The sequence below is a fragment of the Amycolatopsis sp. NPDC098790 genome (genome assembly GCF_044759945.1).
Lineage (GTDB): Bacteria > Actinomycetota > Actinomycetes > Mycobacteriales > Pseudonocardiaceae > Amycolatopsis.
In genome coordinates, this window is sequence record NZ_JBIWAI010000001.1 from 1,540,749 (window position 1) to 1,554,922 (window position 14,174).

Annotated in this window: 13 protein-coding genes and 1 pseudogene; 8 read left to right on the forward strand and 6 right to left on the reverse strand. The window is 72.0% G+C overall.

The features are described from left to right. The first annotated feature begins 20 nt into the window (after positions 1-20). Together ACIQWX_RS07705 and ACIQWX_RS07710 are read left to right on the forward strand one after the other, a co-directional pair. The gene (locus ACIQWX_RS07705; protein WP_400867041.1) at positions 21-983 is read left to right on the forward strand and encodes a Gfo/Idh/MocA family protein; all 963 of its coding nucleotides are present in this window, start codon (positions 21-23) and stop codon (positions 981-983) included. A 45-nt stretch (positions 984-1,028) separates the two neighbouring features. Further along, entirely contained in the window at positions 1,029-2,882 is a 1,854-nt protein-coding gene (locus tag ACIQWX_RS07710) for a DUF2339 domain-containing protein (RefSeq protein ID WP_400867042.1), read from the forward strand. 190 nt (positions 2,883-3,072) lie between these two features. Here ACIQWX_RS07710 and ACIQWX_RS07715 read toward each other — a convergent pair whose 3' ends face one another. Further along, positions 3,073-3,681 (reverse strand): GNAT family N-acetyltransferase, encoded by a 609-nt coding sequence (locus ACIQWX_RS07715; RefSeq protein ID WP_400867044.1) that lies wholly within the window; start codon positions 3,679-3,681, stop codon positions 3,073-3,075. Further along, positions 3,678-3,851 carry a hypothetical protein gene (locus ACIQWX_RS07720; RefSeq protein WP_400867046.1) on the reverse strand — a complete coding sequence of 58 codons (174 nt, stop codon included), beginning with the start codon at positions 3,849-3,851 and terminating at the stop codon, positions 3,678-3,680. Before ACIQWX_RS07720 ends, ACIQWX_RS07715 begins: the two co-directional genes overlap by 4 nt. 57 nt (positions 3,852-3,908) lie before the next feature. Here ACIQWX_RS07720 and ACIQWX_RS07725 point away from each other — a divergent pair, with 57 nt between their 5' ends. Further along, positions 3,909-4,874, forward strand: a complete 966-nt coding sequence (locus ACIQWX_RS07725; RefSeq protein ID WP_400867048.1) for a helix-turn-helix transcriptional regulator — start codon at positions 3,909-3,911, stop codon at positions 4,872-4,874. Positions 4,875-4,935: 61 nt separating this feature from the next. Further along, complete coding sequence (locus ACIQWX_RS07730; protein ID WP_400867050.1) at positions 4,936-5,424, forward strand: DUF6328 family protein; 489 nt, start codon at positions 4,936-4,938, stop codon at positions 5,422-5,424. On the opposite strand, the gene ACIQWX_RS07735 is transcribed toward ACIQWX_RS07730, so the two are convergent. After that, positions 5,400-5,783, reverse strand: coding sequence for a VOC family protein (locus ACIQWX_RS07735; RefSeq protein WP_400867052.1), 384 nt, complete (start codon positions 5,781-5,783; stop codon positions 5,400-5,402). The genes ACIQWX_RS07730 and ACIQWX_RS07735 overlap by 25 nt on opposite strands. A gap of 32 nt (positions 5,784-5,815) precedes the next feature. Between ACIQWX_RS07735 and ACIQWX_RS07740 the strand changes: the two are divergent. Both ACIQWX_RS07740 and helR read left to right on the forward strand, forming a co-directional pair. Further along, positions 5,816-6,135 (forward strand): annotated as a pseudogene (locus ACIQWX_RS07740) (Tat pathway signal sequence domain protein); the annotation flags it as partial. Between the two features lie 122 nt (positions 6,136-6,257). Continuing rightward, positions 6,258-8,432 carry an RNA polymerase recycling motor ATPase HelR gene (gene helR / locus ACIQWX_RS07745; RefSeq protein WP_400867054.1) on the forward strand — a complete coding sequence of 725 codons (2,175 nt, stop codon included), beginning with the start codon at positions 6,258-6,260 and terminating at the stop codon, positions 8,430-8,432. On the opposite strand, the gene ACIQWX_RS07750 is transcribed toward helR, so the two are convergent. After that, positions 8,422-8,898, reverse strand: coding sequence for an Lrp/AsnC family transcriptional regulator (locus ACIQWX_RS07750; RefSeq protein WP_086677247.1), 477 nt, complete (start codon positions 8,896-8,898; stop codon positions 8,422-8,424). The two genes, helR and ACIQWX_RS07750, sit on opposite strands and share 11 nt — an antisense overlap. Before the next feature lie 265 nt (positions 8,899-9,163). Between ACIQWX_RS07750 and ACIQWX_RS07755 the strand changes: the two genes are divergently transcribed. Beyond that, a complete protein-coding gene (locus ACIQWX_RS07755) occupies positions 9,164-10,690 on the forward strand; it encodes an APC family permease (protein WP_400867057.1) in 1,527 nt (508 codons plus the stop codon). Here ACIQWX_RS07755 and ACIQWX_RS07760 read toward each other — a convergent pair. Next, the gene (locus ACIQWX_RS07760; protein WP_400867059.1) at positions 10,687-12,048 is read right to left on the reverse strand and encodes an FAD-dependent monooxygenase; all 1,362 of its coding nucleotides are present in this window, start codon (positions 12,046-12,048) and stop codon (positions 10,687-10,689) included. The two genes, ACIQWX_RS07755 and ACIQWX_RS07760, sit on opposite strands and share 4 nt — an antisense overlap. Before the next feature lie 63 nt (positions 12,049-12,111). Between ACIQWX_RS07760 and ACIQWX_RS07765 the strand changes: the two genes are divergently transcribed. Further along, positions 12,112-12,732, forward strand: a complete 621-nt coding sequence (locus ACIQWX_RS07765; RefSeq protein ID WP_400867061.1) for a TetR/AcrR family transcriptional regulator C-terminal domain-containing protein — start codon at positions 12,112-12,114, stop codon at positions 12,730-12,732. On the opposite strand, the gene lysA is transcribed toward ACIQWX_RS07765, so the two are convergent. After that, complete coding sequence (gene lysA / locus ACIQWX_RS07770) at positions 12,710-14,053, reverse strand: diaminopimelate decarboxylase (RefSeq protein ID WP_400867063.1); 1,344 nt, start codon at positions 14,051-14,053, stop codon at positions 12,710-12,712. The genes ACIQWX_RS07765 and lysA overlap by 23 nt on opposite strands. Positions 14,054-14,174 lie beyond the last annotated feature (121 nt).

A 14,174-nucleotide genomic window follows, 5' to 3' on the forward strand; every position in this document is an offset into this window, starting at 1 on the left:
TGCCGACATAGGGTTCCGGCATGACCGACAAGCCCCTCCGCTGGGGAATCATGGGGACCGGCGGCATCGCCGGCGCCTTCGCGGAAGACCTGAAGCTGACGGACTCCGGGGTCGTCGCGGCCGTCGGCTCGCGCACGGCCGGGAGCGCCGAGCGGTTCGGCGACGCGCGCGGCGTTCCGACCCGCCACAGCAGCTACGAAGCCCTCGCGAACGATCCGGACGTCGACGTCGTCTACGTCGCCACTCCGCATCCCCTCCACCACGGCAACGCGCGGCTCGCCCTCGAAGCCGGCAAGCCCGTGCTGGTCGAAAAGCCGTTCACCATGAACGCCGAAGAGGCGCGGGACCTCGTCGCACTGGCGAAGGAACGCGACCTGTTCCTCATGGAAGCCATGTGGACGCGCTTCCTGCCGCACGTCCGGCGCATCCGCGAGCTGCTGCCGAGCCTCGGCGACGTCGTCACCGTCGCCGCCGACCACGGGCAGTGGTTCGCCGAAGACCCCGCCTTCCGGCTCTTCGCGCCCGAACTCGGCGGTGGCGCCCTGCTCGACCTGGGGATCTACCCCGTGTCGTTCGCGTCGATGGTCCTCGGCACGCCCGAGCGCGTCGCCGCCATGGCGACCCCCGCCTTCACCGGCGTCGACGCGCAGATGTCGATGCTGTTCGGCTACCCGAGCGGTGCGCAGGCCGTGCTGAACTGCACGTTGAGCGCCGTTTCGCCGACCACCGCGGTCATCGTCGGGACGGACGCGCGCATCGAGGTCGACGGCCCGTTCTACGCTCCCGCGTCGTTCACGCTCGTCCCGCGCGAAGGCGAGCGGGTCCGCCACGAGTACGTCGACGAGGGCCGTGGCCTGCGGCACCAAGCCGACGAGGTCGCGCGGCGGCTGGCGGCGGGCGAGACCGAGAGCCCGCTCATGCCGCTCGGCGAAACCGTTTCCATCATGACGACCATGGACCGGGTACTCAGCGCGGTTGAGTAGTGCTACGGATCCGCTGGTGGGCCGGTGTGGGCGATTCTGTCCGGTATGACCACCGAGGCAGATGTGCTCCTCCGGCTCGCCGGCGAGATCGACGACTTGGGGCGTCGTCTCGCCGTGGTGGGCTCCGAACTCCGTTCCGTGCGGGCCGAGCAGCCGCAGCCGGCCGAACCGCAGGCCGAGCCGCCGAAGCAGGCTGAGCCGCCGAAGCAAGCCGTGCCGCCGAAGCAGGCCGTGCCGCCCCAGCCCCAGCCCCAGCCCCAGCCCCAGCCTTGGCCGCAGCCGCCTCCGCAACAGGCGCCCTGGCCGCAGAACCCCTGGCAGCCGCCCCAGCAGCGCTACGCCCCGCCGCCGTCGCCCTACCTCCCGCCCACGCCGCGGCCGACGCTGGGCGAAAAGCTCGGCAAGGAAGGCGCCGGCAGCCGCGTGCTGGCCTGGGTCGGCGGTGGCGTAACGCTGCTCGGCGTCGTCCTGCTGCTCGTGCTGGCCGTCCAGCGGGGCTGGCTCGGGCCGCTGCCGCGCGTGCTCGTCGGGGCCGCCTTCGGGCTCGCGCTGACGGGCGCCGGTGTCTGGCTGCACCGCAAGCCCGCCGGCCGCACCGGGGCGTTCGCCCTCGCCTGGACCGGCATCGCGACGCTCTACCTCGACGTCGTCGCCGCGACGACGCTGTACGACTTCCTGCCGGTCCTCGCCGGGCTCGCCGTGGGCCTCGCGGTCGCCGCCGGCGGCCTGTTCGTGGCCGTGCGCTGGGAATCGCCGCTGCTGGCCGCCGTCGTCGTGCTCGGCTGCGCGGTCTGCGCGCCGATGATCACCCGCGGGTTCACACCCGAGCTCGTCGCCTTCCTGCTGATGGTCCAGCTCGCGACGGTGCCGGCGCAGCTGCGCCGCGACTGGTCGTCCCTGACGCTCGCCGCCGGTGTGCCGCCGCTGCTCGCCTCCGTCATCAGCACCGCCGTGGTGCACAGCAGCTGGGCGAACACCGGCGCGGCGCTCGGCGCGGGACTCATCGGCGTGACGCTCGCGCTGATCGTCTTGCGCCGCCGCGAAAACGACCCTGCCGCGCTTTCCCTGCTCGCGATGGCGATCCTGCCGACGCTGGTCGCGGCCGTGCTGCTGCCGAAGGTCCAGGCGGTGCCCGTCGCGGCGGGTGCCGGGGTCGTCCTCCTGGCCGTGTGGGCGGCGCGCCGCTGGTGGCCGGGCCTCGCCGGGCAGCTGGCCGGGCTCGCCGGGCTGCTGGCGATCCTGCAGGCGACCGTCACGCAGTTCGACGGCCCGGCTCGCGCCGCGGTGCTGCTCGGCGAGGCGCTGCTGCTCGTCGTGGCCGCGCTGGGCGGGCGCAACAAGGTCGCCCTCGGCGCCGCGCTCGGCTTCGCCACGATCGGTGGCGTGATCGGCGTGTTCTTCGACGTCACCCCGGTTTTGCTGATGGTGTACCGGAGCCGGCCCGTCGGTGACGTCGCCGGCGCGCTCGCGGTCGCCGCGCTGCTCCTCGCGGTTTCGGTCGCGCTGCCGTGGGCGGCGCTGCGGCTGGCGGTCTTCCGCGGGCCGAACGACGACCTGCCGATCTGGCTCGTGGCCGGGGTTTCCGCGCTGTACGGCGCCGCCGGGGTCGTGCTGTGCGCGTCGCTGCTGGCCGTTCCCGGGCGCACCGGTTTCCTGCTCGGCCACGCGCTGATCACGGTGTCCTGGACGATCGCGGCGCTCGTCCTCCTGCTGCGCGGCATCGACGTCGTCGCGCTGCGCGTGATCGGGCTGGTCCTGGTCGGCGCGGCCGTGCTCAAGCTGGTGCTGTTCGACCTGGCGACGCTGGACGGCCTCGCGCGCGTCGGCGCTTTCCTCGGCGCGGGACTGGTGCTGCTCGTGGCCGGGACGCGGTACGCGCGGCGGGTCGCCTCGCGCTGAGGCGGGAGAATTGTCGGTCCCCTGTGGTTACCTGGGTCACAGCCCGACGACCAGGGGGAACGACCGATGACCGAACCGAACCTCGCGGCCGGCGTACGCCGCCATCGGGTTCGAGACACCCGATGGCTTCGACGCCGAGTACTCCGTCCGCATCCGCGTGGTGCCCGCCCGCACCTGGGGGTGGTGAGTATCAGTCCACTGTAGACAACTGAATACGCATGACCACGCGTCGCGGTGTGGGGTGGCTGACTTCGGTGAACCCGGCGTCGGCGAACACCTGACGGGCGCCGACGTGCAGTTCGCCCCACGTGATCTCCTTGCCCGGCTGGGTGATCATCGGGTACGCCTCGAGCGCGCGCGCACCGCGTTCACGGGCGAAGCCGATGGTGGCCTCGGCCAGCGGGTAGGTGAGGCCGCGGCCGCGGTAGCCCTTGCGGACGGCGAAGCACGTCACGGCCCAGACGCCGTCGTCGTCCTTGTCCTCGGCACGGCCGGACCACGGGACGCGCGAGCCGCGCAGCTTGGGGTAGGCGGTCCGCGGTGCCACGGCGACCCAGCCGGCCGGTTCGCCGCCGACGTACGCGACGAGCCCGCTCGTGGCGGCGTCCCGGTCACCGCAGCCCGTCTGGCTCCGCAGCATGGCGGTCCGCTGCTCCTGCGTGGAGTCGCGCCAGATCCAGCCGGCGACCTTGAACCGCTGGCACTGGCAGCGGCCGGGGTAGTCGGCGGTGCCGAAGATCGCGACGAGGTCGTCCCAGGACGCCTCGTTGGCGGGGACGACGGTGACGTCGGCCGTCATGCGGGCGCGTACTCCTCGATCATGTCCGCGATGATCCGCCGGAGGTTCGGGGTCCGCCCGTCGGGCCAGGTGAAGCTGCCGGGCAGGCCGCCGGGCGTCATCGTGCCGGCCGCGACCGTGGTCGGGAGCTCGTCGCCGTCGACCACGAGCGTCGGGTGGGAGTCGGTCATGGCCGCGCAGCCTAGGATCGGTTCCGGACGATCCACTTCCGGAATCGAGAAGGCACCGTGGCGGACGAGACGAGCCCGACGGCGCGGGCGTTGCGCACGCTGGAGCTGCTGCAGGCCACGCCGGGCATCACCGCCGACCGGCTGGCCGGCAAGCTCGGCGTGTCCGAACGCGCCGCCCGGAGGTACGTCGACATCTTGCGCGAGGCCGGCATCCCGGTGGTCGCCACCCGCGGGCCGTACGGCGGTTACCGGGTCGGGCGCGGCCTGCGGCTGCCGCCGTTGACGTTCAGCCCGGCGGAGGCGCTCGGGCTGGTCATGGCGGTGCTCGACGGCCACCACGACGCCGGCGACTCCGCGACGCTGGTCGGCGGCGCGCTCGGCAAGATCGTGCAGGCCCTGCCGGAGCCGGTCGCGGCGCAGGCCGAGGCCGTCCGGCGGACCGCCGCGGCCGCACCGGACACCGCCGCCGCGCGGCCCGACCCCGGCACCACGGCGGCCCTCGTGCACGCCTGCGCCGACCGCCGGCGGGTCCGGCTCGGCTACCGCTCGGAGGCGGGCCGGGAGTCCGACGGCGAGGTGGATCCGTGGGCGGTCGTCGTCCGCCACGGCCGGTGGTACCTGCTCTGCCGCACCCACCCGAAGGGCGCGCGACGCGCGTACCGGATCGACCGCGTCCGCGCCGTCGAGCTCGGCGACGACACCTTCGAGCCGCCGGAGGACCTCGACCCCGTCGCGACGGTCGAGGAGCACCTCGCGGCCGGCTGGGAGTACGACGTCGAAGTCCTCATCGACGCGCCGCTCGACCGCGTGGGCCGGTGCCTTCCGCGCGCGGTCGGGAGGCTCGAGCGCGTCGACGATCGCACGACCCGGCTGACCGGCAGCACCAGCAACCCCGCGTGGTACGCCGAGCAGCTCGCCCGGAGCCCGGCGCCGTTCCGGATCGTGCGGTGCCCCGAGGTCCGGGAGGCCGTCCGCGTGCTCGGGCAGCGCCTGCTGGCGGCCACCGAAAGTCCCCGTTCCTGAGCGGAAAGCAACCTTCGTTTCCCAGCGGGTGGACGACGGGGAGTCCACGTATCGTTTTTCCGTGGCCGAACACACCGGCGAGACCCGCAACGAGCAGCTGACGCGCAACGTCGGCGAGCTGCTGCAGGAGCTGCGCGTCGCACAGGCCGGCGTGCAGATCCTCTTCGGCTTCCTGCTTTCGGTCGTGTTCACCGACCGCTTCCACGACGCCAGCGGGTTCGAGAAGTCGCTGCACCTGTCCGCGGTGGCGCTCGCGGTGGCCGCGACGGCCCTCCTGACCGCGCCCGCCGCGTGGCACCGCCTGCTGTTCCGCACCGGGAGCCGGGAACGGATCCTGACGGTCGGCAACCGCCTCGTCCTGGTCGGCCTGGTCTGCCTGGCCCTGGCGATCACGTCGACCGTCGCGCTCATCGCCAAGGTCGTCTACGGCGAGATCGCGATGATCGTCATGGGGGTGCTGTGCGTGCTGATCTTCGGCATCCTCTGGTTCGCCATGCCGCTGCGGCTCAACCCCACCGAGGACGATCAGCCGACGGGACCGCCCAAGTAGAGCGTGTCCTCCTGGACGAAGCAGAGCGGGTTGCCGAAGGGGTCGTCGGCGTAGAAGGACCGTTCGCCCCAGAACTGCGTCTCGATGGCGTCGTCGAGCCAGCGCGGCCCGGCGCCGCGCACCCGCTCGAACGTCGCCTCGACGTCGTCGACCGCGAGGTAGACGATCCGCGGATCCTTGCGCGGCCGCGGTTCCCGGTGTTCGAGCGGCGCCTCGACGCAGGCGAGGACCACGCCGCCGCAGGTGAAGTAGTGCCGGTTGACCGCGATCCGCTCGCCGGGATCGCCGAGGACGGCGGCGTAGAAGGCGACCGCGACCTCGATGTCGTCGACGGGCTGGATGAGCCGGAAGACCCGCATGCGCGCACAGTACCGCTGTTCATCCGGTGTTCGGCCGCGACCCGAGCCGGGGCGCGTACCTGCGCACGGTCGACAAGCGCCGATCAACAAGCTGACGTTCGAGCGCGGCTACACCGTCGAAGCGTTCTTCCGGCTGGCGGCGAACTTCAAAGACGGCTGGTGCGGCCTGTCCGCCCGCGAGGGCAGCGGCGCGGCCGCGGGCAAGACCGGCGACGACCCGAAGGAGTCGGCGGCCACACTGTCCCTTTCGGATGGCGGCGAGCTGCAGTGGGCGGGGCGCACGATCGTCTACGTCGACGGCTGCCCGGTGGTGCGGAACCCGGCCACGCCGGCGGTCGGGCTCGCGAACCCGCGTGAATTCATGCTGGGCTGAGGCCCTTGACAGCGGGTGGACAATAAAAAATCGACGTGCCTTCCGAATTGAAGAGGAAGATCCGTCGAATGTTCCATCAGTCTAACCGCTGTGAGGGGAAATTGTCAAATCAGGGGTACGACGAGGAATTGCGGGACGAGCGCGCGTACGTCGACGGGCTGTACGCGCGCCTCGACCGTGAACGTGACGAGGCGAGCGCCCGCTACCGCTGCGCACTCGGGGAACCCGGGACCACGCTGGTGGAGCGGGACGCGGACGTGCGCATCCGGGCCCGGGAGACGGTCCGGCTGAACGTCGCCGACAACGGGCTCTGCTTCGGCCGGTTGGACGCCCTTTCGGGCGAAACCAGCTACATCGGCCGGATCGGTCTCTTCGACGGCGAAAACGACTACGAGCCCCTTCTGCTGGATTGGCGGGCGCCCGCGGCACGCCCGTTCTACGTCGCCACCGCGGCGACGCCGGAAAACACGCGCCGCCGTCGCCAGTTCCACACGCTGGGGCGGAAAGTCGTCGATTTCACCGATGAGGTGCTCGGCCGGCCGGGGGACGACGAGCGCGGGGACGCGGCGTTGCTGGCCGCCGTCGACGCGCCGCGCGGCGAGGGCATGCGGGACATCGTTGCGACGATCCAGGCCGAGCAGGACGAGATCATCCGGCTCGGCCACCCGGGGGTGCTAGTCGTCGAAGGCGGGCCGGGCACGGGAAAGACGGCCGTCGCGCTGCACCGCGTCGCCTACTTGCTCTACACCCGGCGCGAGCGGATGTCGCGCAGCGGTGTGCTGGTGGTCGGGCCGAGCCCGCTGTTCCTGGACCACATCGGCCGCGTGCTGCCGTCGCTCGGCGAGTCCGACGTCGTCTTCCTGACCACCGGCGACCTCGTCCCGGGCCTGCGCGTGACCGCCGAGGACACGCCGGAAGCGGCGCGGCTCAAAGGATCGCTCGACATCCTCGACGTGCTGAAGGCGGCGGTCGCCGACCGGCAGCGGGTGCCCGACGAACCGGTGCCGGTCGAGCTGGCCGACGTCACCGTCGACCTCGACGCCGCCGTCGCGGACGAGGCCCGGCTCGAGGCGCGCCGATCCGGGCTGCCGCACAACGAGGCCCGCGCGGTCTTCCGCGAGCACGTCGTGGGGACGCTCGCCGAGCAGGCCGTCAAGCGGATCGGCGAAGGCTGGCTGACCAGCGAAGACCGTGGGGCGTGGGCCGAACTGCGCGCCGACGTCGTCGACGAGCTGGCCGGGCACGAAGACCTCGGCGCCGCGATCGACGCGCTGTGGCCGGAGCTGACACCGGAGACGCTGCTGGCGCCGCTGTACATGTCACCGCGCCGGCTCGAGGCCGCGGGCGCCGACCCGGCGTTGTTCCGCGCGGACGGCGCGGCGTGGACGGTCTCGGACGTGCCGTTGCTCGACGAGCTGGTCGATCTGCTCGGGCACGACCACGCCGCCGAACGCGCGGCGGCCCGTCGGCGGGCGGAGGAGGACGCCGAGTACGCCGAAGGCGTCATGGACCTGATCAAGCTCGACCGCGAGGAGCTGGACGAAGACCTCGGCCTGGTCGCCACCGACCTGCTGTACGCCGAAGACCTGGCCGGCCGGTTCGTCGAGCGCGACACACGTGACCTGGCCGAACGCGCGGCCGCCGACCGCGACTGGACGTACGGGCACGTCGTCGTCGACGAAGCGCAGGAACTGTCCGAAATGGACTGGCGGGTGCTGGTGCGGCGGTGCCCGAGCCGGTCGTTCACGATCGTCGGCGACCTCGCGCAACGCCGCAGCCCGGCCGGGGCGACGTCGTGGGCGTCGATGCTCGAGCGGTACGTCGCCGACCGGTGGGTGTACCGGGAGCTGACGGTCAACTACCGGACGCCGGCGGAGATCATGACCGTCGCCGGCGCGCTCCTCGCGGAGTTCGCGCCGGAAGCGCGGCCGCCGGAATCGGTGCGCGCGTGCGGGATCCGGCCGTGGGCACGGCGAATCGTCGACGGCGAACTGCAGGACGCCGTCGACGAATTCGCCCGCGCCGAGGCCGGGCGCGAAGGCACCAGCGTCGTCATCGGCCCGCCGGACGTGCCCGGCGCGGTCCCGCCGTCGGCGGCCAAGGGCCTGGAGTTCGACGCCGTCCTCGTCGTCGAACCGGAGCGGATCCTGGCCGGAGGCGCGCGTGGCGCGGCCGAGCTGTACGTCGCGCTCACCCGCGCCACGCAGCGCCTCGGTGTGCTGCACCGGGATCCGCTGCCGGCGGTGTTGTCGGGGCTGGCCGAAGCTACGCCGTGAGCCGGCCCCAGGCGTAGTTCTGCTTGGCCAGCTTGAGGTAGACGAACAGCTCGGTCCCGGACACGCCGTCGATCTTGCGAATCTCCTCGCCGAGCACTTCGAGCATGTGGTCGTCGTCCCGGCAGACGAGTTCGGCCAGCAGGTCGTAGCGCCCGGCGCAGAGCACGACGTAGTGCACGTGCGCGAGCTCGGACAGCTTGTCCGCCACCTCGCGCGGATCAGCGCCGTCGACGCTGATCCCGACCATCGCCTGGCGGGTCAGATCGACGTTGACCGGGTCGGTCACCGCCACGATCTGCATGAGGTCGTCGCGCAGCAGCCGCTGCACGCGCTGGCGGACGGCTCCCTCCGAAAGCCCCACCGCCTTCGCGAGCGCGGTGAACGACGCGCGGCCGTCCTGCTGCAGCAGGGCGATGAGCGATCTGTCCGTGTTGTCCAGTCCGCGCGCACGTGAATCGTCACCCATGCCGTCCCTCCCTGTGTTTCGGCATGTGATTTGTCAAGTGCGCAGCGTATCGAGACCTGACCAGAAAGCGAGACCCCTGCGGCAGCTTCACGTGATCCGGCGCCAGGATCGTGATTTGCCGAGGATTCGGTGGCTGAGGGGGAAACTCACGAGTCATTCCGAGGCGGTTTTGTAAGCCCGCGCACAGCTCGACCCGCTCGCCGGGCCGCGGCGGGTACCGTCTGGCGGCTCCGCCGTCTCCCGCAACCCCAGGAGGACCAACGCAATGACCGTGGCACTCGCCCCCGCCGTCCCGGAAAAGGGACTGCGCGGCGGCGCGCTGGGCATGGTGTCGTCGATGGTCATCGGGATGTCGTCGACCGCGCCGGCGTACTCGATCGCGGCCACGCTCGGCCTGATCGTGCTGGCGGGCACCGGCTTCAAGGCGGCCGCGTTCGTGCTGCTGTCGTTCGTGCCTGTGTTGTTCGTCGCGTTCGCGTTCCGCGAGCTGAACACCGCGGAACCCGACTGCGGCACCAACTTCACGTGGGCCACGCGCGCGTTCGGCGCGCACGCGGGGTGGTTCACCGGCTGGGTCGTCACGGTCGCCCAGCTGCTGGTGATGAGCAGCCAGTCCGCGTTGACCGGCCGGTACACGCTGCTGCTGTTCGGCGCGTCGGACGCGGCGGGCAACCGGTGGGTCACGACGGCGATCGGTGCCGCGTGGCTGCTGGCGCTGTGCTGGCTCTGCTACCGCGGCATCGAGGTGTCCGCGCGGGCGCAGTGGATCCTGCTCGGCGTCGAACTCGCTGTCCTGGTGCTCTTCTCGGTCGTCGCGCTCGTCCGCGTCTTCGAAGGCACGGCCGGGCCGCAGGCGCAGGTGCCGCGTCTGGACTGGCTGTGGCCGGGTGGGGTCGGCGTCGGCACGGCGGTCTCGGCGGTGCTGCTGGCCGTGTTCATCTACTGGGGCTGGGAAAGCTCGCTGTCGGTCAACGAAGAGTCCGCCGATCCGCGCCACGCGCCGGGCCGCGCCGCCGTGCTCTCGACGGTGTTGCTGGTGCTGAACTACCTGCTCGTCACGGTCGCCGCGCTCGCCTTCGCCGGCGTCGGCACCGAGGGGATCGGCCTGGGCAACGAGGCCAACTCCGACGACGTCCTCGCCGGCCTCGGCGGCGCGGTGTTCGGCGACGGCGCGACGGGCAAGGTGCTGGGCGTGCTGCTGATCGTCTCGGTGCTCACCAGCGGCGCGGCCACCAGCCAGGCGACGATCATGCCCGCGGCGCGCACGACGTTGTCGATGGCCAGCCACGGCGCGCTGCCCCGCGTTTTCGGGCGGGTGCACCCGAAGTTCCGGACGCCGTCGGTGGCCACCTGGGCGTTCGGGCTCGTGTCGCTGGCCGTGTACGTCCTCCTGGTGCTGGTCAGCGACAACGTGCTGTCGGACTCGGTCGACGCGGTCGGGCTGACCATCGCGATCGAGTACACGATGACGGCGCTGGCCTGCGTCTGGGTGTTCCGCCGGACGCTCTTGGCGAGCGCGCGCAACTTCGTGCTGCGCGGGCTGTTGCCGTTCGTCGGCGGCGTGTTCTTCCTGGCCGTGCTGGTGTTCGCGCTCGTCGAGTACGCGAAGCCGGACGCGGGCGAGACGACGGTGTTCGGCATCGGTGGGGTCGCGGTGATCGGCGTGGTGTCGATCGTGCTCGGCGTGCCGCTGATGTTCGCCGTGCACCGCGCGTGCCGGGACTTCTTCGCCGGCCGCCGCCTGCCGCGCGGGGTGGTGCGGCGCGGCGGCGACGTCATCGAGCCGGTCTAGAACCAGGTGTCGAGCGCTGTCGCCAGTGGGCCTTCGCCCGCCCACGCGATGACGCCGTCGGGACGGAGGAGCAGCGGGCCGGTGTTCGTCACGCGGACGACGTCGACCCGCGGTTCGGTCACGGGCTCCGTCGTCAGCAGGAGGCCGCGGCCGGTGCGGGTGTGCTCGTGCAGCCGGGTTGTGGCGCCCTGATCATCGACGATTTCGAAGTCCGGGCAGTGCTCGCCGACCGGCTTTCCGGCGGGATAAGGGAAGTCGTAGCGGGTGTTGACGCCGGACAGGAGGTCCGCGAAGTACTTGTTCGCTTCGGGCAGGTCCATCAGCTCCGCGACGATCTCGCGCAGCGCGTCGACGTGCGGGCCGGGTGCCAGCAGTGCTGATTGGGCGCGTGTGTTGCGTAGCACCGCTTCGCCCGCCGGGTGCCTTTCGCGCGTGTACGTGTCGAGGAACGCTTCGGGCTTGTCGCCGCGGAGGACCGCGCCGAGCTTCCAGCCCAGGTTGACCGCGTCGAGCAAGCCGAGGTTGAGGCCCTGGCCGCCGCTGGGCGAGTGGACGTGCGCCGCGTCACCGGCGAGGAAGACGCGGCCGCGGCGGTAGTCGGCGGCCTGGCGGGCCTGGTCGCCGAACCGCCGTTCCTCGCGGAACTCCTCGACGACGACGTCCGCGCCGGTGATCCGCCGGATGCTCGCGGCGAAGTCCGCTGGAGTGAAGGGCTCCGGGTTCGACGCGGGCTCGGTGAGCCCGACCATGCTGCCGCCGTGCAGGAAGGCGCCCCCGGCGTACCGCCCGGCCGGCGGGACGTCGCCGGAGAAGCGCGCCTGCCCGGCGACCGTGCGCAGCAGCGCCGGCGTGCCGGGGAAGGCGAAGCCGGCCAGCTTTCGGACGGTGCTGCGGCCGCCGTCGCAGCCGACGACGTACCTTGCGCGCCACGTCTTCCCGGCGGTCACGGTGACGCCGTCCACATCGGACTCCAGCGCGGTGACGTCGTGGCCGCGCAGTACCCGGATACCTTCGGCGTGCTTCGCGAGGACGCGTTCCAGCTCCGGCTGCCAGATGTTGGTCCGGGGGCGGTCCTCCCGTGGCTCGATCTTGAAGATGCTCGCGAAGTGGCCGCGGGTGGTGCCGTGGTCGCGGGCGAGGTCCTTCGTACCTTCGACGTCGGCTTCGGCGAGCTGGCCGCCGAGACCGCGTCGCCAAAGTGCTTCGGTCGCCAGCGCGCCCAGGCCGCGTGCCTTCGGCTCCTCGGAGGGTGCTTCCAGTCGCTCCAGGACCAGCGGTTCGGCGCCGGCCAGCTTGAGTTCGGCCGCGAGGAGCAGGCCCACCGGGCCCGCGCCCACGACGATCACATCGACATCCACGGTTCCTCCTTAACTTGTTAAGGGCTAGGATGTCCTTAACAAGTTAAAGCGTCAAGGAGGAGCATGTCGCTGGACGTCGACGGCGCGGTGCGCGTCGCGCTTCGCCTGCTCGAAGCCGAGGGGCTGGACAAGCTGACCGTCCGGCGGCTGGCGACCGAGCTGGGCGTCAAGGCACCCGCGTTGTACTGGCACTTCCGCAGCAAGCGCGCGCTGCTGGATCACATGACGGACGCGATCGTCGCGCCGGTCGTCGTCGGGTTGCCGTCGTCGGGGCCGTGGCTCGAGTGGCTCGAAGACGCGGGCTTCGCGCTGCACACGGCGTTGCTCGCGCACCGCGACGGCGCTCGCGTCGCGCTGGGTGCGGACCTCACCGTGGCCCGCGCGCTCGGCGAGTTCGCCGAGCGCGCGGTCGGGGTGCTGCACGACGCGGGCTTCCCGATCGGCGAGGCCACCCGCGCGGCCGGGGTGCTCGTGCACTTCGTGCTGGGCCGGGCCGTTGAAGCCCAGACGCGGCCGTCGCCCGCCGAGGAGGCCGCGCTGATCGCGTCGGACTCGTTCCCGTTCCCGCTGATGGCGCGGGGACTGCGGGAACGTGCCGGCTCGACGGTCGAGGACGACTTCCGGTACGCGCTCGGCGTGCTGCTCGCCGGGTTGGCGGCGGCTAACCGAGGTCGCGACGGCTGAGGTCCTCCTCGGTTTCGCGGCGCACGAGCAGCGTCGCGACGCCGTCCTTGACGCCGACCAGCGGCGGCCGGCCGACCTGGTTGTAATTCGACGCCAGCGAGTGGTGGTACGCGCCGGTGCACGGCACGGCCAGGAGGTCGCCGGCGTGCAGGTCGCCGGGCAGGCTGATGCCGTCGGCGAGGACGTCGCCGGCTTCGCAGTGCCTGCCGACGACGGTCATCGGCACGCGCTTTTCCTTGGAGCGGCGCCCGACCAGGCGCGTTGTGTAGCGGGCGCCGTAGAGCGACGGGCGCGCGTTGTCGCTCATGCCGCCGTCGACCGCGACGAACGTGCGGCTGCCGCGTTTGACCGCGCACACGCGGTACACGGTGATCCCGGCCGGGCCGACGATCGCCCGGCCCGGCTCGATGGTCAGGCGCGGCATCGGGAAGCCGTGCGCCGCGCACTCGTAGGCGAGGGCGACGCGCAGCCGTCGCGAGTAGCCGCCGAGGTCGAACGCGGGTTCGCCGCCGACGTACGGCACGGCGTGCCCGCCGCCGAGGTCGAGTTCCCGCAGCGTGACGCCGTGGGTGTCGCGCAGCCGGACGAGGACCGCGGCCATCCGCCGCGCGGCGGCCTCGTACCGGTCGATCCTGGTCACCTGCGAGCCGATGTGGCAGTGCAGGCCGACGAGCCGCAACCCGGGTTGCGCCTTGATGGCTTCGGTTGCGGCGTCGACGTTGTCGGGTACGCCGTCGAGGAGGGAGAAGCCGAACTTCTGGCCTTCGGTGCCGGTGCTGATCGCTTGATGGGCCCCGGCCGCGACCCCGGGCGTCACGCGGATCATCACCTGCTGCGGGCCGTGCGCTAGGGCGCCGAGCTGCTCGATTTCGTCGAGCGAGTCGACGACGATCCGCCGGACGCCGTACGCGAGAGCGGCTTTCAGGTCTTCGGGCGTTTTCGCGTTGCCGTGCAGCAACATGCGCTCGGCGGGGAAGCCGACAGCGCGTGCGACAGCGATCTCGCCCGCGGAGCAGGTGTCGAGCGACAGCCCCTCTTCGGCAACCCAACGCAGTACGGACCGCGTACACAGCGCCTTGCTCGCGTACGCGACTTCGACGTCCGGCAGCGCTTCGCGGTACTCGCGGGCGGTGTCGCGGACCTGCTGCTCGTCGAGGAGGTAGGACGGCGTCCCGAACCGGGCGGCGAGGTGACTGACCTTCGCGCCGGCGAAGAGGAGTTCGCCGTCTTCGCCGAGTCGGGTGCTTCGCGGCCAGACTCCTGGCTCGAGGTGGTCGGCGGCTTCGCAGCCGAGGCTGGGAAGAAGCTCGCTGAGCGTCACGGGGTGCCTCCGGGCATCACGGCGGATCGGACCCGGTCAGGACACCGCTGTCCGGGCGCCCGGTGATCACCCGTGAATGCCGTCCTGACGGGTTCCCGCCGGCCGCTGACGGCTTGTTAAC

What these genes read in the sequence shown, in the direction of transcription:
- ACIQWX_RS07705 (WP_400867041.1), top strand. Translation starts at nt 21, where the DNA reads ATGACCGACAAGCCCCTCCGCTGGGGAATCATGGGGACCGGCGGCATC.
- ACIQWX_RS07715 (WP_400867044.1), bottom strand. Translation starts at nt 3,681, where the DNA reads ATGACGGCCGACGTCACCGTCGTCCCCGCCAACGAGGCGTCCTGGGAC.
- ACIQWX_RS07750 (WP_086677247.1), bottom strand. Translation starts at nt 8,898, where the DNA reads ATGGGTGACGATTCACGTGCGCGCGGACTGGACAACACGGACAGATCG.
- ACIQWX_RS07765 (WP_400867061.1), top strand. Translation starts at nt 12,112, where the DNA reads ATGTCGCTGGACGTCGACGGCGCGGTGCGCGTCGCGCTTCGCCTGCTC.
- ACIQWX_RS07755 (WP_400867057.1), top strand. Translation starts at nt 9,164, where the DNA reads ATGACCGTGGCACTCGCCCCCGCCGTCCCGGAAAAGGGACTGCGCGGC.
- ACIQWX_RS07735 (WP_400867052.1), bottom strand. Translation starts at nt 5,783, where the DNA reads ATGCGGGTCTTCCGGCTCATCCAGCCCGTCGACGACATCGAGGTCGCG.
- ACIQWX_RS07720 (WP_400867046.1), bottom strand. Translation starts at nt 3,851, where the DNA reads ATGACCGACTCCCACCCGACGCTCGTGGTCGACGGCGACGAGCTCCCG.
- ACIQWX_RS07710 (WP_400867042.1), top strand. Translation starts at nt 1,029, where the DNA reads ATGACCACCGAGGCAGATGTGCTCCTCCGGCTCGCCGGCGAGATCGAC.